Origin of the sequence: Thermus albus, assembly GCF_022760855.1 — a bacterium.
Taxonomy (GTDB): Bacteria; Deinococcota; Deinococci; order Deinococcales; family Thermaceae; genus Thermus; species Thermus albus.
In genome coordinates this window covers 58,151-82,286 of sequence record NZ_JAKTNR010000002.1, presented here as the reverse complement: position 1 = coordinate 82,286, position 24,136 = coordinate 58,151, and the positions used below count along the sequence as shown (strand labels likewise).

The window sequence follows — 24,136 nt, the reverse complement described above, 5'->3', positions numbered from 1 at the left end:
CTTTAGCGAGCCTTCACCTCGGTCCAGACCCGGTCGTAAAGGACGATATCCGGCCCTAGGTCCTTAAGGAACTCAAGCTTTTCCCGCACCTCCTCCGGAGGAAACACCGTGGGGTCCTGGCGCATCTCCTCAGGGAGCAGGGGAAGGGCCATGGCCACCGGGGTGGCATAGCGGGTGTATTCGGCCAAGGTGGCGGCGTTTTGAGGCTCCAAGAGAAAGTCTATGAAGCGGTAGGCCAGGTCCTGGGCCGGACCCCGCTTCAGGACCACCAGGGCGTCGGTCCAGAGGGTGCCCCCCTCCTTGGGGATGGCGTAGCGGAGCCTTTCGTCCTCCTGCCTGGCCTGGAGGACATCCCCGGAATAGGCGAGGGCCACCGCCGCATCCCCGCCCAGGATGCGGTTCAAGGCCTCCACCCCTCCAGCGAAGCCCACGGAGCGGCGCTTGGCCTCGAGGAGAAGCCCCTTGGCCTTCTCTAGAGCCTCGGGGTCGGTGGTGTTCACCGAGTAGCCCAAGTACTTCAAGGCCGCCCCGATGGTCTCCCGCATCTCGTCCAGGAGGAGGAAAGGCCCCACCTGCCGGGCCGGCTCAAAGAGGACGGCGTAGGAGTCCACAGGGCCCTTTACCAAATCCTCCCGGTAGGCCAGGCCCGTGGTGCCCCAGAGGTAGGGCACGGAGTACTGCTGGCCAGGGTCGTAGGGCGGGTCCAGGAAAAAGGGGTCCAGGTTGGCCAGGTTCTTCAACCGTTCCTTCTCCAGGGGGGCGAGGAGGCCCTCCCGGGCCATCTGGAGCACGTAGTAGTCGGGGGCCACCACCAGGGAAAACTCCCGGTCCGCCCCCGCCTTCAGCTTGGCCAGCATGGCCTCGGGGGACTCAAAGGTGTCCAGCACCACCTTGGCCCCGGTTTCTGCCTCAAACTTCCTGAGGAGCTCCTCTGGGATGTAATCCGCCCAGTTGAGGAAATAAAGGGTCCCTTCTGCCCCGGCCCCTGTCTTTGGCCGCAGGAGGTAAAACCCCGAGCCCACCAGGATGAGCACCAACAAAAGGATGGAAAACCGCCTCATACCCGCCTCCGGCTTACAGCATACCCCAAGGCCAGAAAGAAGGCGCTAAGGCCGATGATCAAGGTGGAAAGGGCGTGGACCTTAGGGCTTACTCCCAGCTTTACACTGGAATAAATATAAAGGGGCAGGGTGGTGGCCCCGGGTCCGGCGGTAAAGAAGGTGACCACAAAGTCGTCCAGGGAAAGGGTAAGGGCCAAAAGGGCCCCCGCCGCCACCCCCGGCCAGGCCAGGGGCAGGGTCACGTGCCAAAAGGTCTGCCACCCCCGGGCCCCCAGGTCGCGGGCCGCCTCCTCCAGGGCCGGGTCCAGGAGAAGGAGCCTCGAGCGCACCACCAGGGTCACGAAGGCCACCTGGAAGGTAATGTGGCCCAGGATCACCGTCAGGAGGGATAGCCGGGGAAAGCCCAAAAGCTCCCGGGCCAAGGCGAAAAGGAGGAGGAGGGAAACCCCCATGACCACATCGGGCACCACCACGGGAACGTAAAGGAGGTAGCGGAAAAACCCCTTGCCGGGAAAGCGGTAGCGCACGAGCCCCACCGCCAAAAGCGTCCCCAAAAGGGTGGCCACCAAGGTGGACACAAAGGCCACGGTGAGGGTGTTCAGAAAATATTCCAAGACCCGCGGGTCTTGGAATAGGGCCCGGTACCAGTCCAGGGTGAAGCCGGTGAAGCGCACTCCTCGGCGGCTCTCGTTGAAGGAAAGGGCCACGATGACCAGGATGGGCAGGTAAAGGAAGAGGTAGACCAAGAGGGCGTGGAGGGAAAGGAGCCTCTTCATACCAGCTCGTCCAACCCCCTTTCCCCCCGAAGCCGGGCGTAAAGGTAAAGGGCCAGGAGCACAAACCCCATGAGGAAGACGCTAAGGGCCGCCCCAAAGGCCCAGTCCCGGGTAAGGCCAAACTGTTGCTGGATGAGGTTGCCGATCAAGACCACCCTGCCTGCCCCCAAGAGGTCCGCCACCACGAAGGTGCCCATGGCGGGGATGAAAACCAGCACACTTCCCGCAAAAAGCCCAGGGTAGGTCTGGGGCAGAACCGCGTGCAGGAAGGCCCTAAAAGGCTTGGCCCCCAGGTCGTAGGCCGCCTCCAGAAGCTGCCAGTCCAAGCGTTCCACGCTGGCGTAGACCGGCAGGACGAAAAAGGGCAAAAAGGTGTAGACCGTGGCCAGGAGAACCGCAAAAAAGGAGGGGTAGAAGGTAAAAGGCCCCAGGCCGAAGGCCCCCAAAAAGGCGTTGACCAGCCCCTCCCGCTGCAGGAGGACCAGCCAGGCGTAGACCCGGATGAGGAAGTTGGTGAGAAAGGGCAAAAGGAGGAGGAAGAGGAGGAGGTCCCGCCGGGGATGGCGGGCGATGTAGAAGGCCAGGGGATAGCCCATGAGGGCAGAAAGGAGGGTGGCCAGAACGCCCACCAAAAGGCTTTGGGCAAAGGCCTCGAGGTAGACGGGCTGCACCAGCCGGACGTAGTTATGCAACCCCCAAGGCCCCGTAAGTTCGCCATAAGGCCCCCGGGTGAGGAAGGAGGCCAAGAGCACCAAAAGGGTGGGGATGAGGACAAAGAGCAGGAGCCAAGTCCCCCCGGGGCCCACCGTCACCAGGACCCGCAAAAACCGCTGCCAGGGGGTAGCCGCCTCATTCATGGAGCACCACCAGGTTCTCCGGGGGTAGATAGCAAAGAACCTCCTCCCCGTAGGCGAACTCCTCCGCCCCTGGTTCCTGCAAGTCCTGGTTTAGGGTGTAGGCCAGGAGCCGCACCTCCCCGGCTCGCAGGTAGTACTGGTTTTCCGCCCCCGTGTAGACGATCTCCTCCACCCTGGCCCGCACCAGGTTCTGCCGCTCCACCACCCCATTTCCCACCGGGTAAAGCCTTATCTTCTCCGGGCGGATCACCAGATGGGCCTCCCGGGAAAGGGGCTCCCTTAGGCGCAACACCCCCAAGGGGGTTTCGGCCCCTTGGGGGTGGGGCCTGGCGGGGAGGAGGTTGGAGCGGCCCAGGAAATCCGCCACGAAGCGGTTTTTGGGCCTTTCATAGACCTCGTCGGGCAAGCCCACCTGCTCAATCCTGCCCGAGCGCATCACCGCAATGCGGTCGGACATGACCAAGGCCTCTTCCTGATCGTGGGTGACGAAGATGAAGGTGGTGCCGAGCCTCCGCTGAAGCTGCATGAGCTCCACCCGGAGCTCCTGGCGGAGCTTTAGGTCCAAGGCGGAAAGGGGTTCGTCCAGAAGGAGCACCTGGGGTTCCAGCACCAGGGCCCGGGCCAGGGCCACCCGCTGCTTTTGCCCTCCCGATAGCTCCCGGGGATAGCGCCCTTCCAGGCCCAAAAGGTCCACCAGCTCCAAGGCCCAGGCCACCTTCTTGCGGATGGCCTCGGAAGGCAGGCCCTTCATGCGCAGGCCGAAGGCCACGTTCCCCTCCACGGTCATGTGGGGGAAGAGGGCGTAGTTCTGGAAGACGGTGTTCACGGGCCGGTCGTAGGGGGGAACCCGGGAGACGTCCCGGCCTGCGATCTCTATGCGGCCGGCATCCGGGGTATCAAACCCGGCCAAAAGCCGCAACAGGGTGGTCTTCCCGCAACCCGAGGGCCCCAGGAGGCTAAAGAACTCGCCCTTTTGCACCTCGAGGTCCACGCCATCCAGGGCTACCACCTTCCCGTAAGCCTTCCGCACCCCCAAAAGGCGTACCAGCGCTTCCCCGGCCACGGGGCCCAGTTTAGGGTCCCAGGGCCTCGGGTACAAGCCTCAAGGCACCGCCCGGTCCCGGTGCACCAGGAGGATCAAGCCCAAGGAGAAAAGCGTGGCCACCAGGCTGGAGCCCCCATAAGAGAAAAGAGGCAAGGTTAGGCCCGTTACCGGCATCATCCCCAGGGCCACCCCCAGGTTCACCACCACTTGGAAGCCCAGCATCCCCCCCACCCCGGCGACAAAGAGGCGGTCGGATAGGCGGGGGCACTCCAGGGCCACACCCAGGATACGCAGGAGAAGAAGCCCATAAAGGGCCAATAAGGCCGCCACCCCCACAAACCCCCACTCCTCGGCCCACACGGCGAAGACGAAGTCCGTGTGGCGAAAGGGGACAAAGCCCAGCTGGGTCTGGGTGCCCTGGCCATACCCCTTGCCGAAAAGCCCTCCCGAGCCGATGGCGATGGTGGACTGGATCACCTGGAAGCCCTGGCCCAGGGGGTCCCGGTAGGGATCCAAAACGATGAGGACCCGCTCCCGCTGGTAGGGCTTGAGGTTCGGCCAGACCACGGTGGGCACCAGGAGAACCAGGGCGAGAAAGCCCACCAAGATGTGCTTCCAGGGCAACCCCCGCACGAAGAGCACGGTGAAGGCGCCAAAAAGGACCACCAGGCTACCCCCCAGGTCCGGCTGCAGGAGGAGGAGGGCCAGCACGGGAGCCGTCAACAGGCCCGGCAGGAAGTAGTCCCACACCCGGCGCACCTCCCGCGACTCCAAAAGCCGGGCCAAGGCCAGGATGAGGCCCAGCTTGGCCAGCTCCAGGGGCTGGAACTGCACGGGCCCCAGCACGAACCAGGCCTTGGCCCCGTTGATCTCCCGGCCCAAGCCCAAGACCAACGCCAAAAGGAGTAGGGAAAGGGCATACAAGGGGTAGGCCAAGGCGAACACCGTGCGCCGGGAGAGGAACTGTACCCCCACGGCCAGGAGGAGGCCAAGCAACAAAGCCAAAAGTTGCCGGGAAAGAAGGCTGGGATCGGGGGATGCGCTACGTAAGTTAACCATCCCCAGGGCGGAGAGGGTGAGGGCCAGGAGGATCAGCCCCCAATCGTAGGCCAGGAGGTTGGGGCGCCTTAGGACCATAAGCCCCTACTTTAACGGGATGTCCGCAATCAAAACCACCCGCTCGCCCCGTTCCTCCAAGGCCACGCTAAGCCCCTCATCCTGGGCGGGGAAGTAACGGCGCAACACCTCCAAAAGGTCCCGCTTCAGGTTCTCCACCAGGCCCGGGGAAAGCTTGGCCCGGTCGTAGGCCAGGACCAGCTTGAGCCGCTCCTTGGCCTTATCCTTGCTCCGCCTGCGCCACCACATCAGCGACCTCCGAAGAGCCGCCGGATCACCGACAACAGCCCCTGGCTATCCTCCAGGCTGCGGAAGGGAACCTCCTCTCCAAGGATGCGGCGGGCGGTGTCCATGTAAGCCTGGGCGGCGGGGCTTGTCCCCTTGAGGACCAAGGGTTCCCCCTGGTTGGTGGAGACGAGGACCTGCTCGTCCTCGGGGATGATGCCGATGGGCTTAAGGCCCAGGATCTCCACCACGTCCTCCACGGAAAGCATATCCCCCCGGGCCACCATCTTTGGCCTCAGGCGGTTGATGACCAGGAAGTTTTCCCGGATCTCCCGGGCCTCCAGGAGGCCGATGATGCGGTCGGCATCCCGCACGCTGCTGACCTCGGGGTTCACCACCACCAAGGCCCCTTCCGCGGGGGTGGCGGCGGTCTGGAAGCCCTTCTCAATGCCGGCGGGAGAGTCGATGAGCACCCGGTCAAAGCCCTCCTCTTGGAGGAGATATTGGACGAGCTCCTTGAAGCGGCCGGGATCCAGGGCCTCCTTGTCCCTCGTCTGGGAGGCGGGAAGGAGGAAGAGGTTCTCCACGCGCTTGTCCCGGATCAAAGCCTGCCGTACCTTGGCCTTGCCCTCCAGGACGTCAATGAGGTCAAAGACCACCCGCCCCTCGAGGCCCATGACCACATCCAGGTTCCTGAGGCCCACGTCCACATCCACCACCGCCACCTTCTCCCCCAGTTTGGCCAAGGCCATCCCTAAGTTGGCGGTGGTGGTGGTCTTCCCCACCCCCCCTTTGCCCGAAGTCACCACAACGGCTTTCGCTTTCACCTTTTGCCCTCCTGCACGGCCTCCAATATCTCGTCCAATGCGTCCAAAAATTCCAAAACCCGCTTACCCCGCGGGGTCAGGACATATTCTACCCGGGGCGGCACCTCCGCGTAGGCCTGCCGCTGGACGAACCCCAGGAGGTGGAGCTCCCGAAGCCGCTCCGCCAGGGTGCGGGGGGAAAGGCCCAGGTGGGTGCCCAAATCGGAAAAGCGGGAGGTACCGCGGCTTAGGGCCAAAAGCACCTCGGGGGCTCCGCGCCGGGCCAGCACCTTAAGCACCTTCCGGGTGTTCTTGGAGAGGGCCATGGCCCAATGCTAGCAAAAGAAGGCATAGCTATCCACAGGTAAAGCCTTGGCCCCCACCCCCATCCCTGGGCCCTTGAACCCCCAAGGTGTAGGCTAAAAAGGGGATGAGAGGGGAAACGAAACCCGACTGGAAGGACTTCCTGGCCCTGGTGCTGGCCACGTATAGCCTGCTCCTGCCGCCCCTTCTCCTGATCCTAGGTGCCCTTTTTCTCTTCCTTTTCCTGGTGCGGATTTTCCTGTAAAACTAGGGCATGGAAGGCCTCTTTGAGTCCCTGCCGGAGGGTTACCGGGAAAAGCTGGGCCGCCCCGGGGAGTATCCCTACACCCGGGGCATCTACCCGCGGATGTACCTGGACAGGCTTTGGACCATGCGCCAGTATGCGGGCTTCTCCACCGCCGAGGAGTCCAATGCCCGCTACCGATACCTACTTTCCCAGGGCCAGACAGGCCTAAGCGTGGCCTTTGACCTGCCCACCCAGCTGGGCCTAGACCCCGACCACCCCATGAGCGTGGGGGAGGTGGGGTGGGTAGGGGTGTCCATCGCCACCCTGGAAGACATGAAAAAGCTCTTTACGGGCATCCCCCTGGACCAGGTTTCCACCAGCATGACCATCAACGCCCCCGCCATGATGCTCCTGGCCCTTTACCTCCTGGTGGCGGAGGAACAAGGGGTCCCCTGGGAAAAGGTCTCCGGCACCGTGCAAAACGACATCCTCAAGGAGTACTTCGCCCGGGGCACCTACATCTACCCCCCGGGGCCTTCCATGCGTCTGGTAACGGATATCTTTGAGTTCTGCGCCCGGCACGTTCCCCGTTTCAACACCATTTCCATCTCCGGCTACCACATCCGGGAAGCTGGCTCCACCGCCGCCCAGGAGATCGCCTTCACCCTGGCGGACGGCAAGGCCTACGTGAAGGCGGCCTTAGACCGGGGCCTTAGGGTGGACGAGTTCGCCCCCCGGCTCTCCTTCTTTTTCGCGGCCCACGGGGACATCTTTGAAGAAGCCGCCAAGTTCCGGGCGGCCAGGAGGCTTTGGGCCCGCATCATGCGGGAGGAGTTTAAGGCCCAGGACCCGAGAAGCTGGGCCCTCCGCTTCCACACCCAGACCGGGGGCTCCACCCTTACCGCCCAAGAGCCCCTAAACAACGTGGTGCGCACCGCCTACCAGGCCCTGGCCGCGGTCTTGGGCGGCACGCAGAGCCTCCACACCAACGCCTACGACGAGGCCCTGGGCCTGCCCACGGAGAAAAGCGCCCTTTTGGCCTTGCGCACCCAGCAGATCCTGGCCTACGAAAGCGGGGTCACCCGGGCCATAGACCCCCTGGGAGGGAGCTTCTACGTGGAGCACCTCACGGACCAGCTGGAGGCCGAGGCGGAAAGGCTCATCCGGGAGATCGACGCCCTGGGGGGGGCGGTGGCGGCGGTGGAAGCCGGGTACTTCCAGCGGGCCATAGAGGAGTCCGCCTGGCGGTTCCAGAAGGAGGTGGAGGAAGGCCGGCGCATCATCGTGGGGGTGAACCGCTTCGCCGATCCCCAAAGCCCCCTCAACGAGCCCACCCCCGTGCAGCGCATAGACCCCGCGCTCCACGAGAGGCGCAAGCGGGAACTGGCCGCATTCAAGGCCCAGCGGGACGGGGAAAGCGTGCGGATCGGCCTGGAAAACCTGCGCCGTGCGGCAAAAGGAAGCGAGAACCTATTCCCCTACGTGCTGGAAGCCTTCCGCCGCCGGGCCACCCTGGGGGAGGTCTGCGGGGTGCTAAGGGAGGAGTGGGGGGAGTACCAGCCGGGGAGGTGAACCGTGGAGGGCGAGGCGGAACTTTGGCAGTTTCTGGAGAGGCATCTTGAGAGCATCTACCAAGGAGACCCCGAGGGCTACCGGGCCACCACCCATGAGGAGCTTTCCCTATACGAGTGGTTCGTGACCCCGCACCGGTTGGACGGGCTTCCCTTCCACCTTTACATGACCGAGCGCCGCTGGGCTACGGGAGGCAAGCCCTACCGCCTGGACCTTTTGGAAAGGCGCCTGCAGCGCTACGGGGACGTGGCCATCTTCAGCTACACCCTGCTGCTTACCGTGGAGGAGGAAGGAGGCCTAAGGCACCGGGCGGTGAACGAAAGCCGGGTGGCCGTGCGCTTCCCCGAGGGCTGGAAGGTGGTGCACGTGCACAAGAGCCCGGCCCAGTAGCGTCCCCACCTGAGCCCCAAGGGCCGGGTATACCCGGCCCTTGGACAGGGGGGAGGCTAGGCCCCTTCCTTGAGGCGCTCCACCACGGAGCGGTCCTCGAGGGTGGAGGTATCCCCCTTGATCTCCTTCTCCCCGGCGGCGATCTGCCTTAAGAGGCGGCGCATGATCTTGCCGGAGCGGGTCTTGGGCAGGGCCTCGGTGAAGCGCACCTCGTCGGGGCGGGCGATGGGCCCGATCACCTTGGCCACGTGGGCCTTGAGCTCGTCCCGCAAGGCCTCGGAGGGAGCGTGCCCCTCCTTCAGGGTCACGAAGGCCACGATGGCCTCCCCCTTCAAGGGGTCGGGCCGGCCCACCACCGCCGCCTCGGCCACCGCGGGGTGGGAGACCAAAGCGGACTCGATCTCCATGGTGCCTAGGCGGTGCCCGGCCACGTTCAGGACGTCATCCACCCGGCCCAGGATGAGGTAGTACCCCTCCTTATCCCGCCTAGCCCCATCCCCGGTGAAGTAGCTGCCCGGGTGCTGGCTGAAGTACTGTTGCAGGAAGCGCTCCGGGTCCCCCCAGACGGTGCGCAGCATGCTGGGCCAAGGGCGGGTGATGCAAAGATGCCCGCCCTCATCGGGTTTCTCCACCGGCTGGTGGTGGGAATCCAAAATCTCTGGGCTTACTCCAAAGAAAGGCTTCCCCGCATGCCCGGGCTTCATGGGATGGACCCCGGGCAGGGTGGAGATCATGATGCCCCCGGTCTCCGTCTGCCACCAGGTGTCCACGATGGGGCAGCGTCCCTTGCCGATCACCTGGTAGTACCAAAGCCAGGCCTCGGGGTTGATGGGCTCCCCCACGGTACCCAAAAGGCGCAGGGAGTCCAACCGGTGCCTAAGGGGCCAGCCTTCCCCCCATTTCATGAAGGCCCGGATGGCGGTGGGGGCGGTATAGAGGATGTTCACCCCGTACTTGTCCACGATCTGCCAGAAGCGGTCGGGCTCGGGCCAGTTGGGGGCCCCCTCGTACATCACCGTGGTGGCCCCGTTCAAGAGGGGCCCGTAGACCACGTAGGAGTGGCCGGTGATCCAGCCCACATCGGCGGTGCACCAGTACAGGTCCTCGTCCTTCAGGTCAAAGACCAGCTTGGTGGTGAGGTAGACATAGGTCATGTACCCGCCCAGGGTGTGGAGGACCCCCTTGGGCTTGCCCGTGGAACCCGAGGTGTAGAGGATGAAAAGGGGCTCCTCCGCCTCCATGGGCTCGGCCTCGGCCCGGTCTGAGGCCGCCTCCATGAGCTCGTGCCACCAGTGGTCCCGGCCTGGGGTCCAGGGCACCTCCTCCCCCGTGCGGCGCACCACCACCACGTGCTCCACGCTGGAAACTTCCCTAAGGGCTTCGTCCGCATTCTGCTTGAGGGGGACGATCTGGCCTCGGCGGTAACCGCCATCGGCGGTGATGAGCACCTTGGCCTCGGCATCCTTGATGCGGTCGGCCAAGGCCCCGCTGGAGAAGCCACCGAAGACCACGGAGTGGACCGCCCCGATGCGGGTGCAGGCCAGCATGGCGATGGCGGCCTCGGGGATCATGGGCAGGTAGATGGTGACCCGGTCTCCTTTCTTGACCCCTAGGCGTTTCAGCACGTTGGCGAACTTCTGCACCTCCCGCCAGAGGTCGTGGTAGGTCAAAACCCTTTCCTCCCCCGGCTCCCCTTCCCAGATAAGGGCCGCCTTGTTGCGACGCCAGGTCTTTACATGGCGGTCCAGGGCGTTATAGGAAAGGTTGGTCTTGCCGCCCACGAACCACTTGGCATGGGGCAGGTCCCCCTCCAGAACCTTCTGCCAGGGTTCAAACCAGTGGAGCTCCGAGGCCACCCGTCCCCAAAAACCCTCAGGGTCCTTTAGGCTCTCCTCATACAGGCGCTGGTACTCCTCCTCGCTCCTTATGTGGGCCTGTTGCCGGAAGGCCTCGCTGGGGTAAAAGACCCGCTCCTCCTTGAGAACGCCCTCTATCCGGTCCATATACCCTCCCTTGGCCTTTAAGGATAGGCTGGCCCCAGGGCGGGGTCAAGAAAAGGGGGGTTTTTCACCATTTGCCAAACCCCCCTTTTCTTGACAGGCGGGTCTCGGTTTGCCCAACATAAGCGTAAATGGCCAGGAAGAGAAGCCTCTCCACGGTCCAAGCGGCCTTGCGCATCCTGGCCTACCTGGCCGAGCACCCAGAAGGGGTGGAGGTGAAGGAGGTGGCCCGCCTCCTGGGGAAAAGCCTCTCCACCGCCTACGCTCTCCTGAACAGCCTGGCGGAGGAAGGCTTCGCCGTGAAAACGGAACGCGGGTACCGGTTGGGCCAGACCAAACCCTTGCGGGTGGAAACCACCCCTTTGGAGGAAGCCCTGGAGGAGCTCTACCTGCGCACCCGGGAACGGTGTTACCTGGCCCTCCTGACCCCGGAAGGGGTCCGGCTCAAGACCCGGGGACGGCAGGGGCAACCCCACCCCTTAGGGGACACCCTGCCGGAGGAGGTCCATGCCCTGGCCTTGGGCAAGGTCCTCTTGGCCTACGGGGCCTTGCCCTTGCCCCCTTTGCGCCCCAAAACCCCCTACACCCTGACCGACCCCTTGGCCCTCGAGGCGGAACTCGCCCGCATCCGGGAATCGGGGCTGGCAGCGGAAATGGAGGAGTACGCCCTAGGGCTTTCCGCCCTGGCCGCCCCCCTTTTTGGACCCGAGGGCGGGCTTCTAGGGGCCCTGGGAGTGGTGGTGCCCGCCAGGCGTTTTCCCTTTGCCTTCGGCCGCCTGGCCCGCGCCCTTTCCGAGGTGGCCCAGGTTTCCGCCCACCTGCGCCCCCCCGAGCCTCCGAGCCTAGCCCCTCCCCCCTTGGAACCCGTCCCCCTGGTGGAGGTGGTGGAGCCCCCACGCCCCCTTAAGGAAGAGGCCAACCTACGGGACTATGCCGCCGCTTACCGGGCGGGCCTCGAGGACCCCGAGGCCTTCTTCGGGGGCTTCGCCCGGGAGTTTTTTTGGGAAACTCCCTGGAAAAAGGCCTGGGATCCGGAAAGCCGGCGCTGGTTTCTGGGCGGGCACACCAATGCCGCCCTCAACGCCTTGGACCGGCACCTGCCCGCTAAGGCCCAGCAGGTGGCCCTCCTCACCCTGAACGGGGAAGGGCAGTTGGCCAAGTGGACCTACTGGGAGCTCTTAGACCTTTCCAGCCGCCTAGCCGGGGTCTTCCAGGCCCTGGGCGTGAGGCGGGGTGACCGGGTGGCCCTCTACCTGCCCACCGGCGCGGAAGCGGCCCTAAGCCTTCTTGCCCTGGCCCGGATAGGGGCCATCCACGTGGCCCTGCCTGTAGGCCTGGGCCCAGAGGCCCTTAGGGAGCGGCTTTTGCAAAGCCAGGCCCGGATGCTTGTCGCCGCCGACGGCTACTTCCGCCGGGGCCAGCTCATCCCCTTAAGACCCGTGGTGGAGGCCGCCCTTTCCGGCCTGGAGCTGCCGGTGCTCTGGCATACCCGGGGCACCACGGAGTTTTTGGAACGGGCCTCGGAGGGAAAACCCGTGGAGGCCGTAGCCGTCCCTGCCCAACACCCCCTTTTCATCCTCTACACCTCAGGTTCCACCGGAAAGCCCAAGGGCGTGGTCCACGGCCACGGGGGGTACATGGTGGGCGTGGGATGGGCCTTGCGCTACCTCTTTGACCTGAAGCCAGGGGAGGTCTTCCATACCACCGCTGACCTCTTCTGGGTGGTGGGGCATTCCTTCGGCCTCTACGCGCCCCTTTTCCTAGGGGGCACCAGCCTCCTGGTGGAGGACCGGCCCGACCACCCCAGCCCCGCCGCCTTTTACGAGCGGCTAAAGCGCCTAGGGGTGGACGTGCTCCTCACCTCCCCCACGGTGCTCCGCACCCTGCGCCGCCACGGGGAGGCCCGGCCCACCTCCTTGCGCCTGGTGGGCAGCGTGGGGGAAGCCCTGGCCCCGGAGGTGTGGCGCTGGACCCGGGAGAACCTGGCCTGGCCCCTGGACAACTGGTGGCAGACGGAACTGGGAGCCCCGGCCCTGGCCACCCCCCTAACCCTTCCCGCCAAGCCGGGCTTCGTGGGGGTGCCGCTACCGGGGGTGGAGGCCCGGGTGGTGGATGGCGAAGGTCGGGTCCTGCCCCCTGGGGCCAAGGGGCACCTGGTCCTTCTCCGCACTGGCCCGGCCCACATGGTAGACCTCCTGGGAGGGGAAAGCCCATGGAAAGGGGAACTCTTTTGGACCGGGGACCTGGCCACCTGGGACGAGGAAGGCTACTTCCGCATCCTGGGCCGCTCGGAGGAGGTCATCAAGGCGGGGGAGGCCAGGCTGGGCACCGCGGAGGTGGAGGCGGCCGCCCTCACCCACCCCCAGGTGGCGGAGGCTGCCGCCATCGGCATACCCGGGGAAGAGGGGGAGGAGATCGTGGTCTTCGTGGTACCCAGGAAGGAGGTGCCGGAGGAACTTAAGGCCCTCTTGGCAGAAAAGCTCAAGGCCCACCTCCTAAGGCACCTGGGCCCCGTGCCCCCACCCCGGATCCTTTTCACGGAGCGCTTGCCCCGGACCCGAAGCGGGAAGATCCTGAGGCGCCTTTTAAAGGCGGAGCTTTTGGGGTTGGAACCGGGGGATGTATCGGTTTTGGAGGAGGAGTATGGCGGTACAAAAGCTTCTTAAGGCAGAAGAGCGGCTTTGGGCCCCGGAGGAGGTGCGCCGGAAGGCGAATCTCCAGAACTTTTTTGAAGAGTACCGGCGTAGCCTCGAGGACCCCGAGGGTTTCTGGGGAGGATGGGCCGGTCGGTTTTACTGGGAAACACCCTTCCAAAAGGCCCTGGAGTGGGACCTCCCCGAGCACCGCTGGTTTTTGGGAGGCACCACCAATGCGGTCTACAACGCTTTAGAACGCAACGTGGAAAGGGGCCTCAGGAACAAGGTGGCCCTCCTTTACCTGGCCGAGGATGGTCGCGAAGAAAAGCTCACCTACGGGGAACTCCTGGACCGGGTGCGCCGGCTGGCCACGGGGCTAAAGCGCCTGGGGGTGGAGAAGGGCGACCGGGTGGTGATCTACATGCCCCTGACCCTGGAGGGCATCGTGGCCATGCTGGCCACCGCCTATTTGGGGGCCATCCACAGCGTGGTCTACGCCGGGCTTGGGGTGAGCGCCTTAAGGGAGCGCATCCTGGACGCCGGCGCCAAACTCCTCATCGCCGGGGATGTGAGCTTCCGCCGAGGCAAGGGGGTGGACCTCCGCTCCATCGTGGAGGAGGCCATCAAGGACCTGCCGCTGAAGGTGGTCTGGTTCCAGAGGGCCTTCCAGACCGAGCTTCCGGAAGGGCACCACGACTTCCAGGAACTCCTTTGGGGAAACCCCCCCGAGGCCCGGGCGGCGATGGTGGACGCGGAGCATCCCCTTTTCATCCTTTACACCTCCGGCTCCACCGGAAAACCCAAAGGGGTGGTGCACGTGCACGGGGGGTACATGGTGGGCACCACCTACCACCTGCGCACCTTCTTTGACGTTAAGGACCAGGACCTCTTCTGGGCCACCAGCGATATCGGCTGGATCGTGGGGCATTCCTACATCGTCTACGCCCCCCTTTTGGAAGGCATCACCAGCGTCCTCCGGGAAGGCGCCCCCGACTATCCCGACCCCGGGGCCTTCTGGCAGGTGGTGGAGCGCTATCGGGTGAACGTGATGTTCACCGCCCCCACCGCGGTAAGGCTCTTCATGAAGTTCGGCCCCGAATGGCCAGGAAAGTACGACCTCTCCTCCTTGCGCCTCATCGCCGTGGCCGGGGAGCCCCTAAACCCCGAGGCCCTGCGCTGGGCTTACCAGCATCTGGCGGACGAGGGAAGGCGGGGCTTCGTGGCCGACAACTGGTGGCAGACGGAGCTGGGTGGGCCTACCCTGGGCACCCCCCTGGTCCTCCCCGCCAAGCCGGGCTTCGCCGGGGTGGCCTTGCCGGGGGTGGAGGCGGAGGTGGTGGACGAGGAGGGGAAACCCGTTCCCCCGGGGCAAGGGGGGCTTCTGGTGTTGAAGCGCCCCTTCCCCCACATGATGCGCACCGTCTGGGGCCACCACGACCGCTACCTCCAGTACTGGCGCGAGGTGCCGGGGAACGTGTACGTGGCCGGGGACGTGGCCAGCAGGGATGAGGAGGGGTACTTCAGCGTCCTGGGCCGGGCGGACGACGTCCTGAACGTGGCTGGGCACCGCATCGGCACCGCGGATGTGGAAAGCGCCCTGGTCTCCCACCCGGCGGTGGCCGAGGCGGCGGTGATCGGAGTCCCCGATCCCCTCAAGGGGGAGGCCATCAAGGCCTTCGTGGTACTCCGCCTAGGCCAAACGCCATCGGAGGAACTCAAGGAGAGCCTCATCGCCCACGTGCGCCGGGAGCTGGGCCCCATCGCCACCCCTTCAGAGGTGGTCTTCCTGGACAAGCTTCCCAAAACCCGCTCGGGCAAGATCCTGCGCCGTCTCCTCAAGGCCCAGGAGTTGGGCAAGGACCCGGGGGATCTGTCCACGCTGGAGGAGTAGCCCTACTTTGCCGGGGGCTGGGGCATACCCCAGCCCCCCTTTCCCTACGGAAAAGCCACGCTTTTGCGCATACCCACAAAGTTTAGATTTCTTGACACCTCCCTCATCCTTCCCTAAGATTGCCCGTAACCGCGAGGGAGGCAAAAAAGGGGCGCAGAGAGCGCTTCCCTAGCGGGGGAGGGAGTTATGAGCAACCTGGAAGGGTACTGGAAGGCCAACACATCCTTGATACGAAACCTGCTTATCATCTGGGCGCTGGTTTCGTACGTTTTCGGCATCCTCCTGGTGGAACCCTTAAACAGCATCCGCCTAGGGGGGCTTCCCCTGGGGTTCTGGTTCGCCCAGCAGGGAAGCATCTACGTCTTCGTCGTCCTAATCTTCTACTACGCCTGGAAGATGGACCAACTGGACCGCCAGTACGGGGTGCACGAGTAGGAGGAAGACCATGAGCGTGGAAGTCTGGACCTATCTCCTTGTGGGCCTTACCTTTGCCCTATACATCTATATCGGTTACGCCAGCCGGGTTAGGGAAACTGCGGGGTTCTATGTAGCGGGCCGGGGCGTGCCCGCCATCGCCAACGGAGCCGCCACCGCCGCCGACTGGATGTCCGCCGCCAGCTTCATCTCCATGGCGGGGCTAATCTCCTTCATGGGGTATGACGGGGCCGTTTACCTCATGGGCTGGACCGGGGGGTATGTACTCTTGGCCCTGCTCCTGGCCCCCTACCTGCGCAAGTACGGGAAGTACACGGTACCCGACTTCATTGGCGACCGCTACTACTCCCACACCGCCCGGGCCGTGGCCGCCATCGCCACCATCTTTATCTCCCTTACCTACGTGGCCGGGCAGATGCGGGGCGTGGGCATCGTGTTCAGCCGCTTTCTCCAGGTGGACATCGCCACCGGGGTCATCATCGGGGTGGCCGTGGTAGCCTTCTTTGCCGTGCTGGGTGGCATGAAGGGCATCACCTGGACCCAGGTGGCCCAGTACACGGTGCTGATCATCGCTTACTTGATCCCCGCCATCGCCATCGCCAATATCCTCACTGGCAACCCCGTTCCCCAGCTGGCCTTTACCTTTAGCGACTTGGTGGCCCGTCTAAACCAGATTCAAGTGGACCTGGGCTTCACCGAGTACACCAAGCCCTTCCAGGGCAAACCCATGATTGACATCTTGGCCATCACCCTGGCCTTGATGGTGGGCACCGCAGGCTTGCCTCACGTGATCATCCGCTTCTACACCGTGCCTGATGTGCGTTCCGCCCGCTATTCCGCCGGCTGGGCCCTGCTTTTTATTGCCCTTCTCTACACCACAGCCCCGGCGGTGGCGGCCTTTGCCCGCTACAACCTCATCTCCACCCTGAATGGCAAGAGCCTGGAAGAAGTGCGCCAGATTGACTGGGTGGCCAAGTGGGAAAAAACCAAGCTCCTGGCCTTTGTAGACAAGGACGGAGACGGCAAGGTCACCGTGGCCCCGGGCCGGGCCTTCGCCCTAAAGGGCGGCAAGCCGGACTTCAATACCCCTGACGAAAAGAGCAAGAACGAGGTGCACATTGACAACGACATCATCGTCCTTTCCACCCCGGAGGTGGCCAAGCTTTCCCCCTTTGTGATCGCCCTGGTGGCCGCCGGAGGTCTGGCCGCTGCCCTCTCCACGGCCGCCGGCTTGCTCCTGGCCATGTCCAGCGCCATCTCCCACGACATCTATTACCGCATCTTCCGCCCCACTGCCACCGAGGCCCAGCGCCTTTTGGCGGGTCGGATCGTGATCCTCTTGGCGGTGATCCTTGCGGGATACTTCGGCATCAATCCCCCGGGCTTCGTAGCCCAGGTGGTGGCCTTCGCCTTCGGCCTCGCAGCGGCCAGCCTCTTCCCTGCCATTCTCCTGGGCATCTTTGATAAGCGCATGAACCGGGAGGGGGCCATTGCCGGCATCCTGGTGGGGCTCATCTTCACCGCAACCATGATCGGCATGATGCGGGCACCGCAAATCTTCGGCGCCCCGGCCCCGGTGATCCCTAACCTTTGGGGTATCAGCGCCGAGGGCATCGGGGTTGTCGGCATGATCCTCAACTTCGTGGTGGCCTACGTGGTTTCCCGAATCACGCCCCCGCCCCCCGAACACATCCAGCACCTGGTGGAGGATATCCGTATCCCCAAAGGAGCAGGCCAGGCAGCTGAGCACTAAGCAAGGGAAAGGGGGGCTTTCGCCCCCCTACAATGTTCCTATGCACCTCCTTTATCTGAGGTTTTACCTGGGAAGCTTGGTGGTCCTCTTTGGCTTTTACTTGAGCGGCCATTACCTCTTGGGCCTGCCCTTTCCCACACCCAAGATGCTCTTCCAGATCGCTCTAGGGGTTGGCATAGGAACGATTCTGGGCATTGTTTACCACCGCCTTTGGCCCTTGCCTCCACCAGGCATTGGCCGCGTTGTACGGCTTTTCATCCTCCTACCTCCAGCCTTCATGCTGGGGATAGGCCTTTTGATCCTGCTCCAGGCCCAGGTGGCCTTGCACTACCTCATTCCCTTGGTGGCCTGGTTAACCCCCGCCTATGGATCCCCGGAAGATCCCTCCCTTAAACGCCCTTCCTGAAGCCGACCTCGAGGCCCTTCTCCACCAAGCCCTCGAGGAGCACCATCCCCCGGGGACGCGGCTTTTGGAACAGGGAGGGGAACCCGCCCAGAGGCTCTACCTCCTCCTGGAAGGCCAGGTGGCCCTCCTGGACGGGGAACGGGAGGTGGGAACCCTGGAGGCGGGGGAGTTCTTCGGCTTCCCTTCCCTCCTTTCCGGCGAACCCCCGGCCCTGGGGGTGGTGGCCAAGACCCCGGTCAAGGTCCTGGCCTTCCCCAAGGAGTCCTTCCAAAGGCTTTTAGCCTACCCGGAAGCAGCCCGCTTTTTTGGCCAAGGCCTGGCGGAACGGGTAAGGCTGCGGCTGGCGCCAGAACCCTCCCTCTTTGCCCCCGTGGGCAACCTGGTACGCCGACCCCCCGCCTTCATCCCCCCTTCGGCCACGGTGGAAGAGGCCGCGAGGAGGATGCGCCAAGAGGGCATCTCCAGCCTCCTGGTGGAAGGGGAGCCTTTGGGCATCCTCACCGATCGCGATCTAAGAAACCGGGTCCTGGCGGAGGGCCTTTCCCCCTCCACCCCCGTGGCCCAGGTGATGACCACGCCCCTCTTCGCCCTCCCGGCGGAAACCCCCATCTATGAGGCCCTGGCGGCCATGGTGGAGCGGGGCATCCACCACCTGCCCCTTACGGAAGGGGGGAAGGTGGTGGGGGTGGTGACCCATACCGACCTGCTCCTCAACCAGGCCCAAAGCCCCTTGGTCCTCCTAAGGCGGATTGAGCGGCTGGAGCTTTCCCGGTATGGCCTCGAGGTGGCCTCCTTGGTGGAAGCCCTCTTCCAAAGGGGCCTCGGGGGCGTGGAAATCGGCAGGGTGGTGGCCTCCCTCAACGACGCCCTCATCCGGCGCTTGGTAAGGGAGGCGGAAAAGGCCCTGGGCCCCGCACCCATCCCCTACAGCTTCATGGTCTTTGGCTCCGAAGGCCGCAGGGAACAGGCCCTCCTCACCGACCAGGACAATGCCTTAGTCCTGGCAGAAGGGGGACACGACCCCTACTTCCAGGCCCTGGCGGAGCGCGTGGTAAAGGGGCTTATCCAGGCCGGTATTCCGGAGTGCAAGGGGGGGTACATGGCCACCCGTTGGCGGAAAAGCCTAAGGGAATGGCAGGATACCTTCCGCCACTGGATGGAGGCCCCCGAACCCCAGGCCCTCCTGGACACGCAGATCTTCTTTGACTTCCGCTCCGCCGCCGGCACGCTTTCCCTGAAACCTCTAGAAGAAACCCTGCTTCAAGGCAGCCAGAAGGGGGTTTTCCTTTACCATATGGCCCAGGCTAGCCTCGCTTTCCGCCCCCCCTTGGGCCTCTTTGGCCGGGTGCGTACCGAGGAGGGCTTCCTTGACCTGAAGCGGCACGCCATCGCTCCCATCGTGGCCCTGGCCCGGCTTTATGCCCTCCAGGCGGGGAGCCTGGCCAGAGGGACGGTGGAGCGGCTAAGGGTGGCGGCCCAAAGCGGTACCCTGAGCCAGGAAGGGGCGGACAGGTTGGAGGAGGCCTTTCGCTTCTTCTTCACCCTGCGCCTCAAGCACCAGCTGGAGAGCTTGCGCCAAGGAAAGGAGGTGGGAAACCGGGTGCTCTGGTCCGCCTTAACGCCATCGGAAAGGCGGAAGGCCCTCGAGGGCTTCCGGGCCATCGCCGAGATCCAGGAAAGCACCGCAAGCCACTTCCAACTGCGATGAAGGAAAGAGCTCTGGCCCTCTTCCTCCTGGCTTTGACCCTCTTTACCCCTCCCCTAGGCCTCTTTCCCTTAGGGGGAAAGGGGTCTTGGGGGCTCCCCCTTCTGTACCTTTACCTCTTCTTGGCCTGGAGCCTGGTCATCCTCCTGGCCTACTTGCTCTACCGTAAGCCATGAGCGCTCTTTGGGTTCTCCTGATCCTTTTCCTCTACCTGGCCTCCCTATTTTTGGTGGCCCTTTGGGGGGAGGGCCAGGGCAGAGCCTTCGCCCAAAGCGCCCACGCTTACACTTTTTCCCTGGCCGTCTATGCTACCGCCTGGACCTTTTTCGGAAGTGTAGGCCGGGCAGCCACGGAGGGCATGGGCTTTTTGGCCATCTACTTGGGCCCTACCCTGGTCCTGGTCCTTTGGCCTTTTCTGCACGGCAAGCTTTTGGCGCTGGCCCGCACCCACCGCCTAACCTCCTGGGCCGACTTCTTTTTCCTCCGCTATGGGCCTGGGGCGCTCGGTCCCCTCACCGCCCTTTTTCTGGTGGTAGGCCTGTTGCCCTACCTGGCTCTTCAGCTCAAGGCCATTGCCCAAGGCTTTCTCTTCCTAAGCGGGGGGAAGGAACCCATAGGCGACGTGGCCCTCCCCACCGCCTTGCTCCTGGCCCTATTCGCCATCCTCTTCGGCACCCGGCACCTGGACCCCTCGGAAAAGCACCCGGGGCTGGTGCTGGCGGTGGCCTTTGAATCCTGGGTGAAGCTCCTGGCCTTTCTCACCGTGGGCGGGGTCGTGCTCCTTTGGCTGGGAAACCCCTTCCCCCACGCCTACCAGGCCCCCGAACTCCTACCCCTCCTCCGGCCCCCTGAGGGACTCGCCGGTCATCTCGCCTGGGTGAGCCTGGTCCTCCTCTCTGGCCTGGCCTTTCTCTTCCTCCCCCGGCAGTTCCACGTGAGCGTGGTGGAGAACACCAACCCCGAGCACCTGCGCTTGGCCGCGTGGCTTTTTCCCTTCTACCTTTTGCTCATTAACCTGCCCGTGGTTCCCCTGGCCCTTTGGGGAAGGCTCCTCTTGCCCCAGGAACACCCCGACCTCTACGTGCTGGCCCTACCCTTGGCGCTGGGAAGACAGGAGCTTGCGCTTTTTGCCTTTCTAGGAGGTGTCTCTGCCGCTACCGCCATGGTGGTGGTGGAAAGCCTGGCCCTCTCCATCCTCATCTCCAACCACCTCCTCTCCCCCCTGCTCCTGCGCCGGAAGGCCCTAGGCAGCCTTCTGGCCTGGCGGCGGCTTGCCATCTTTCTGGTAATGCTCTTGGCCTACCTCTACTTCCGCCTGGCAGGAGAGGCCTATGCCCTGGTGGCCATGGGCCTCATCTCCTTTGTGGCCGTGGCCCAGCTGGCCCCAGCGGGGCTCTTGGGGCTCTTCTGGAAGGGAGCCACCCCCCAAGGAGCCCTGGCCGGCCTCCTGGGAGGAATGGCCCTTTGGACCTATACCCTCTTCCTGCCCGCCTTGGCCCGCTCTGGCTGGCTCCCCAAAGGGTTTCTGGAGGGTCCGCATCCCCTCCTGCACCCCGAAGGGCTTTTGGGCCTCCAAGGCCTTGACCCCATAACCCATGGTTTTCTCGCCAGCGTGGGGCTGAACCTGGCCCTTGCGGTGGGGGTTTCCCTCTTCACCCGGAAAGGCCCTGCCCCTGAGGGGCGCACCGGGGAACTCGGGGAGCTGGCCGCCTTGGTGGGCCGGGTCTTGGGCCCAGAGGCGGAAAAGGCCTTCCGGGAGGAAGCCAAGACCCTTTCCGGCCCCCAGGCCGTGGCCCTGGCGGAGTCCTGGCTTTCCGCCGCGGTGGGCCCCGCCACCGCCAGGCTCCTTCTCCTTTCCGCCACCCGGGAGGCTCCCGAGACCCCTTCCCCCTTTGAAGCCCTTCTGGAGGAAGCCGCTCGGGAGTCGCGGGAGGTGCGGGCCTACGCCCGGGCGTTGGAGGAGGCCAAGCGGGAGCTTTCCGAGGCCTACGAACGCCTAAAGGCCTTGGACCAGGCCAAGGACGAGATCCTGGCCGCCGTCTCCCACGAGCTCAAGACCCCCCTCACCGCGGTGCGGGCCTTGGCGGAGATCCTCGAGGCCAACCCCGACCTCAGCGAGGAGGAAAGGCGCCGCTTCACCGCCCTTCTGGCCAAGGAAGCTGCCCGCCTTTCCCGCCTGGTGGAGGAGGTCTTGGCCTACACCCGCTTGCAAGCCGGGGTGCCTTTGGCCAGGAGCCCCACCGACCTTAAGGCCCTGGCGGAGGAGGCCTTGGCCTTGGTGGAACCCCTGGCCCGGGAAAGGGGGATTACAATGGAAAGCCAGCTGGTGAGGGTGGAAACCCTCACCGACCGCGACCGGGTACTCCAGGTGCTCCTAAACCTCCTGCACAACGCCCTGCGCCACGCCCGAAGCCGGGTGCGCCTCGAGCTTGCCCGCACGGGTCAGGAAGCCCTTTTCCGCATCCAAGACGACGGACCTGGGGTACCCCAGGAGGCCAGGGCCCTGGTGTTCGAACCCTTTCAGAGCTTCTCTGGCGGCACGGGCCTGGGGCTTTTCCTAGCCCGCAGGCTGGTGGAAGGCTTGGGAGGACGGATATGGCTGGAAAACAGGCAAGGAGGATCCTTCGCCTTCACCCTGCCTTTGGAGGTGAGCCATGAGAATCCTGGTGGTGGACGATGAGGAAAGCATCCTGGTACCCCTGGAGTTCCTCCTGAAGAGGGCCGGGTACGAGGTGGTCCTGGCCCGCACGGGAGAGGAAGCCTTAAAAGCCCTGGAGCAGGAGGCCTGTGACCTCCTGGTGCTGGACCTCATGCTTCCGGGCCTGGATGGCTTTGCCGTGCTGGAAAAGGCCAAAACCCTACCGCAAAGGCCCAAGGTTCTGGTCCTCACCGCCCGGGGGCAGGAGGCGGACCGGGCCAAGGCCCTGGCCCTGGGGGCCGAGGCCTTCATGGCCAAGCCCTTCGCCACCCAGGACCTTCTTTCCCAAGTGGAAAGGCTGGTAAAAGGATGAGGGAAGCCCTCCGCTTCTTGGGCGCCCTGTTCCTCGGCCTCCTCCTGGTGGGAGGTACGGTGGCCTTGGGGCTATTTCTCCTTCTCCAAGGGGAGGAGGCCCTAGCCCGGGAGTTCCTCCGTCTGGTCCAGGCCAGGATTCCTGCACTCCTTTTCGTGGGGTTTCTTTTCGTCCTGGTGCTGGGAGCCTTGCTCTATCCCGTGTTTCTCGGCTACCTGGCGGCCACCCGGGCCCTGGGGCAGGAGGCGGAGGTGATCCTAAGCAACCCAGGCCACCGCCTTCGCCCCCGGGGTCCTTTTGAGCTTCAGGCCCTTGCGGACCTCATCAACCGCCTGGCTCAGGAAAAGGAGGCCTTGGAACGGGAGGTGGCCGCCCGGATCGCCGAGGCCAAGACCCTCGTGGAAGAAGAGCGCAAGAAGCTGGCCCTTCTCATCGCCCACCTGCCCCAAGGGGTGATCCTGGCCAACCCCAAGGGCCAGGTCCTCCTCTATAACCCCGCCGCCCGGGGGCTTCTGGGGGAGGGCCTGGGGGTGGGCAAAAGCCTCCTGGGCCTTTTGGACCGGGGGCTTTGGGTCCATGCCCTAAGCCTTCCCGAAGAGCGCTTTCTTACCCAGGGACCGAAGGGGGCCTTGTGGCTTCAGGTGGTGCCCCTGGAGGGCGACGAGGGGTACCTGGTTCTCCTGGAAGGGGCCAAAGAGGAAGGGGCTCTGGAGGGAAAGCTCCTTCACCAACTGCGGGACAAACTGGCGGGGCTGAAGGCCTTGGTGGAGGTGCTGCACCTGGAGGTGCAAACCCCCCGCCTCCAAGCCCTCCTGAACACTGCTAAGGCCACTGCGGAAGAGCTTGGCCAGCTCCTCGCCTCCTGGAGGCCCCCACCCCAGGCGGCGGAGGTACTGGCGGAGGACCTCCTTCCTCTCCTCCTAGAGACGCTGGAGCGAGAGGCAGGCATCGCCCCCGGCTTCTCCCTGGAGGAGGGGGCCAAGGGGCTTCTGGTGTTGGCGGACACCTACGCCTTGGCCCGGGGCTTGGCGGAGGCCCTCGAGGAGGTAGAGGAAGCCTTCTTGGAAGCCAGGCGGAAGGATGGCTTCCTTCACCTCACCCTAACCCTCCCGGAAGGGGGTGGGGGCGTCCGGTTGCCTCCCCTGCTCGAGGAAGCCGCCGGGCGCTCGGGGGGAAGCGCCTGGAAGGAGGCCTTTCGCCTCCACCTCCTCCTTCCCGCACGGGAAGCCCCTAGGCTTCCCGCCCAGGAAGGTCCCCCTCCCAGGGCCGTGGTCTTTGACCTTACCCTCCTCCAAGTCCCGGAGGAACTGGAGGAAGCCCCCATAGAGGGCCTCCTCTACACGGCCTTTGACCTGGAAACCACGGGCTTGGACCCGGAAAAGGACGCCATCATCGCCTTGGGAGGGGTGCACGTTTTAGGGCAAAGGGTGCTCCGCCAGGAGGTTTTTGAGGCCCTGGTGGACCCCGGCCGGCCCATCCCCAAGGCTTCCAGCCAGGTGCACGGGCTAACCTGGGAGATGCTGAAGGGCAAGCCCCGGCTGGAAGAGGTCCTTCCCGCCTTCCGCGCCTTTTTGGAGGATAGCGTCCTCCTGGCCCACAACGGAGCCTTTGACATGGCCTTTTTGCGGCGGGTGGGGATTCATCAACCCCCCCTGGTGGACACCCTGCTCCTTTCCCACCTCCTCTTCCCCGACCTAAAGGACCACCGTTTGGAAGCCTTGGCGGAACGCTTCGGGGTGCCGGTGGTGGGGCGGCACACCGCCTTGGGGGACGCCCTCATGACCGCCGAGGTCTTTGCCCGGATGGTTCCCCTTCTTAAGGCCAAAGGGTACCGCACCCTGGGGAGGACCCTCGAGGCCTGCGCCAAGCTGCCCCTGGCCAAACTGCAATACTAAGCCCCG

General features: G+C 64.7%; 22 protein-coding genes. 13 read left to right on the top strand and 9 right to left on the bottom strand.

From position 1 onward, the window contains the following. Positions 1 to 2: 2 nt before the first annotated feature. Genes L0D18_RS02385 through L0D18_RS02350 form a run of 8 tightly spaced genes read right to left on the bottom strand, consistent with a single transcriptional unit; the run spans position 3 to position 6,212 of the window. Positions 3 to 1,061 (bottom strand): polyamine ABC transporter substrate-binding protein, encoded by a 1,059-nt coding sequence (locus L0D18_RS02385; protein ID WP_243027149.1) that lies wholly within the window; start codon positions 1,059 to 1,061, stop codon positions 3 to 5. Continuing rightward, positions 1,058 to 1,837: an ABC transporter permease gene (locus L0D18_RS02380; protein WP_243027148.1), complete on the bottom strand. Its 780-nt coding sequence runs from the start codon at positions 1,835 to 1,837 to the stop codon at positions 1,058 to 1,060. The genes L0D18_RS02385 and L0D18_RS02380 overlap by 4 nt, the downstream gene beginning before the upstream one ends. Beyond that, the gene (locus tag L0D18_RS02375) at positions 1,834 to 2,694 is read right to left on the bottom strand and encodes an ABC transporter permease (protein ID WP_243027146.1); all 861 of its coding nucleotides are present in this window, start codon (positions 2,692 to 2,694) and stop codon (positions 1,834 to 1,836) included. The genes L0D18_RS02380 and L0D18_RS02375 overlap by 4 nt, the downstream gene beginning before the upstream one ends. Continuing rightward, a complete protein-coding gene (locus tag L0D18_RS02370) occupies positions 2,687 to 3,757 on the bottom strand; it encodes an ABC transporter ATP-binding protein (RefSeq protein ID WP_243027145.1) in 1,071 nt (356 codons plus the stop codon). The genes L0D18_RS02375 and L0D18_RS02370 overlap by 8 nt, the downstream gene beginning before the upstream one ends. 39 nt (positions 3,758 to 3,796) lie before the next feature. After that, positions 3,797 to 4,876, bottom strand: a complete 1,080-nt coding sequence (gene rodA, locus L0D18_RS02365) for a rod shape-determining protein RodA (RefSeq protein WP_243027144.1) — start codon at positions 4,874 to 4,876, stop codon at positions 3,797 to 3,799. Positions 4,877 to 4,882: 6 nt separating this feature from the next. Next, positions 4,883 to 5,104 carry a cell division topological specificity factor MinE gene (gene minE, locus L0D18_RS02360; protein WP_243027142.1) on the bottom strand — a complete coding sequence of 74 codons (222 nt, stop codon included), beginning with the start codon at positions 5,102 to 5,104 and terminating at the stop codon, positions 4,883 to 4,885. Next, complete coding sequence (gene minD / locus L0D18_RS02355) at positions 5,104 to 5,907, bottom strand: septum site-determining protein MinD (RefSeq protein ID WP_243027140.1); 804 nt, start codon at positions 5,905 to 5,907, stop codon at positions 5,104 to 5,106. Before minD ends, minE begins: the two co-directional genes overlap by 1 nt. Further along, a complete protein-coding gene (locus tag L0D18_RS02350) occupies positions 5,904 to 6,212 on the bottom strand; it encodes a winged helix-turn-helix transcriptional regulator (RefSeq protein ID WP_243027139.1) in 309 nt (102 codons plus the stop codon). The genes minD and L0D18_RS02350 overlap by 4 nt, the downstream gene beginning before the upstream one ends. Positions 6,213 to 6,316: 104 nt before the next feature. Here L0D18_RS02350 and L0D18_RS02345 point away from each other — a divergent pair, with 104 nt between their 5' ends. Genes L0D18_RS02345 through L0D18_RS02335 form a run of 3 tightly spaced genes read left to right on the top strand, consistent with a single transcriptional unit; the run spans position 6,317 to position 8,398 of the window. Next, positions 6,317 to 6,454: a hypothetical protein gene (locus tag L0D18_RS02345; protein WP_243027138.1), complete on the top strand. Its 138-nt coding sequence runs from the start codon at positions 6,317 to 6,319 to the stop codon at positions 6,452 to 6,454. Between the two features lie 9 nt (positions 6,455 to 6,463). After that, a complete protein-coding gene (locus tag L0D18_RS02340) occupies positions 6,464 to 8,008 on the top strand; it encodes an acyl-CoA mutase large subunit family protein (protein ID WP_243027136.1) in 1,545 nt (514 codons plus the stop codon). 3 nt (positions 8,009 to 8,011) lie between these two features. Continuing rightward, on the top strand, positions 8,012 to 8,398 hold the full coding sequence (locus tag L0D18_RS02335) for a nuclear transport factor 2 family protein (protein WP_243027134.1): 387 nt from the start codon (positions 8,012 to 8,014) through the stop codon (positions 8,396 to 8,398). Between the two features lie 56 nt (positions 8,399 to 8,454). Here L0D18_RS02335 and acs read toward each other — a convergent pair whose 3' ends face one another. Further along, positions 8,455 to 10,401 (bottom strand): acetate--CoA ligase, encoded by a 1,947-nt coding sequence (gene acs, locus L0D18_RS02330; RefSeq protein ID WP_243027133.1) that lies wholly within the window; start codon positions 10,399 to 10,401, stop codon positions 8,455 to 8,457. Positions 10,402 to 10,529: 128 nt separating this feature from the next. On the opposite strand from acs, the gene L0D18_RS02325 reads away from it, so the two are divergent. The 10 genes from L0D18_RS02325 (at position 10,530) to L0D18_RS02280 (ending at position 24,130) form a co-directional block, all read left to right on the top strand. Further along, positions 10,530 to 13,064 carry an AMP-binding protein gene (locus L0D18_RS02325; RefSeq protein ID WP_243027132.1) on the top strand — a complete coding sequence of 845 codons (2,535 nt, stop codon included), beginning with the start codon at positions 10,530 to 10,532 and terminating at the stop codon, positions 13,062 to 13,064. Further along, positions 13,042 to 14,925 carry an acetate--CoA ligase gene (locus L0D18_RS02320; protein WP_243027131.1) on the top strand — a complete coding sequence of 628 codons (1,884 nt, stop codon included), beginning with the start codon at positions 13,042 to 13,044 and terminating at the stop codon, positions 14,923 to 14,925. The genes L0D18_RS02325 and L0D18_RS02320 overlap by 23 nt, the downstream gene beginning before the upstream one ends. Before the next feature lie 186 nt (positions 14,926 to 15,111). Next, positions 15,112 to 15,360 (top strand): DUF4212 domain-containing protein, encoded by a 249-nt coding sequence (locus L0D18_RS02315; protein WP_243027130.1) that lies wholly within the window; start codon positions 15,112 to 15,114, stop codon positions 15,358 to 15,360. Between the two features lie 10 nt (positions 15,361 to 15,370). Beyond that, positions 15,371 to 17,113, top strand: coding sequence for a sodium:solute symporter family protein (locus L0D18_RS02310; RefSeq protein WP_243027129.1), 1,743 nt, complete (start codon positions 15,371 to 15,373; stop codon positions 17,111 to 17,113). Between the two features lie 40 nt (positions 17,114 to 17,153). Further along, on the top strand, positions 17,154 to 17,519 hold the full coding sequence (locus L0D18_RS02305; protein ID WP_243027128.1) for a hypothetical protein: 366 nt from the start codon (positions 17,154 to 17,156) through the stop codon (positions 17,517 to 17,519). After that, on the top strand, positions 17,479 to 19,227 hold the full coding sequence (locus tag L0D18_RS02300) for a DUF294 nucleotidyltransferase-like domain-containing protein (RefSeq protein WP_243027127.1): 1,749 nt from the start codon (positions 17,479 to 17,481) through the stop codon (positions 19,225 to 19,227). The genes L0D18_RS02305 and L0D18_RS02300 overlap by 41 nt, the downstream gene beginning before the upstream one ends. Further along, entirely contained in the window at positions 19,224 to 19,400 is a 177-nt protein-coding gene (locus L0D18_RS02295; RefSeq protein WP_243027126.1) for a hypothetical protein, read from the top strand. Before L0D18_RS02300 ends, L0D18_RS02295 begins: the two co-directional genes overlap by 4 nt. Continuing rightward, positions 19,397 to 21,904, top strand: coding sequence for a sensor histidine kinase (locus tag L0D18_RS02290; RefSeq protein WP_243027124.1), 2,508 nt, complete (start codon positions 19,397 to 19,399; stop codon positions 21,902 to 21,904). Before L0D18_RS02295 ends, L0D18_RS02290 begins: the two co-directional genes overlap by 4 nt. Further along, on the top strand, positions 21,879 to 22,235 hold the full coding sequence (locus L0D18_RS02285; RefSeq protein WP_243027123.1) for a response regulator transcription factor: 357 nt from the start codon (positions 21,879 to 21,881) through the stop codon (positions 22,233 to 22,235). Before L0D18_RS02290 ends, L0D18_RS02285 begins: the two co-directional genes overlap by 26 nt. Beyond that, a complete protein-coding gene (locus tag L0D18_RS02280; RefSeq protein WP_243027121.1) occupies positions 22,232 to 24,130 on the top strand; it encodes a 3'-5' exonuclease in 1,899 nt (632 codons plus the stop codon). Before L0D18_RS02285 ends, L0D18_RS02280 begins: the two co-directional genes overlap by 4 nt. The last annotated feature ends 6 nt before the right edge of the window (positions 24,131 to 24,136 follow it).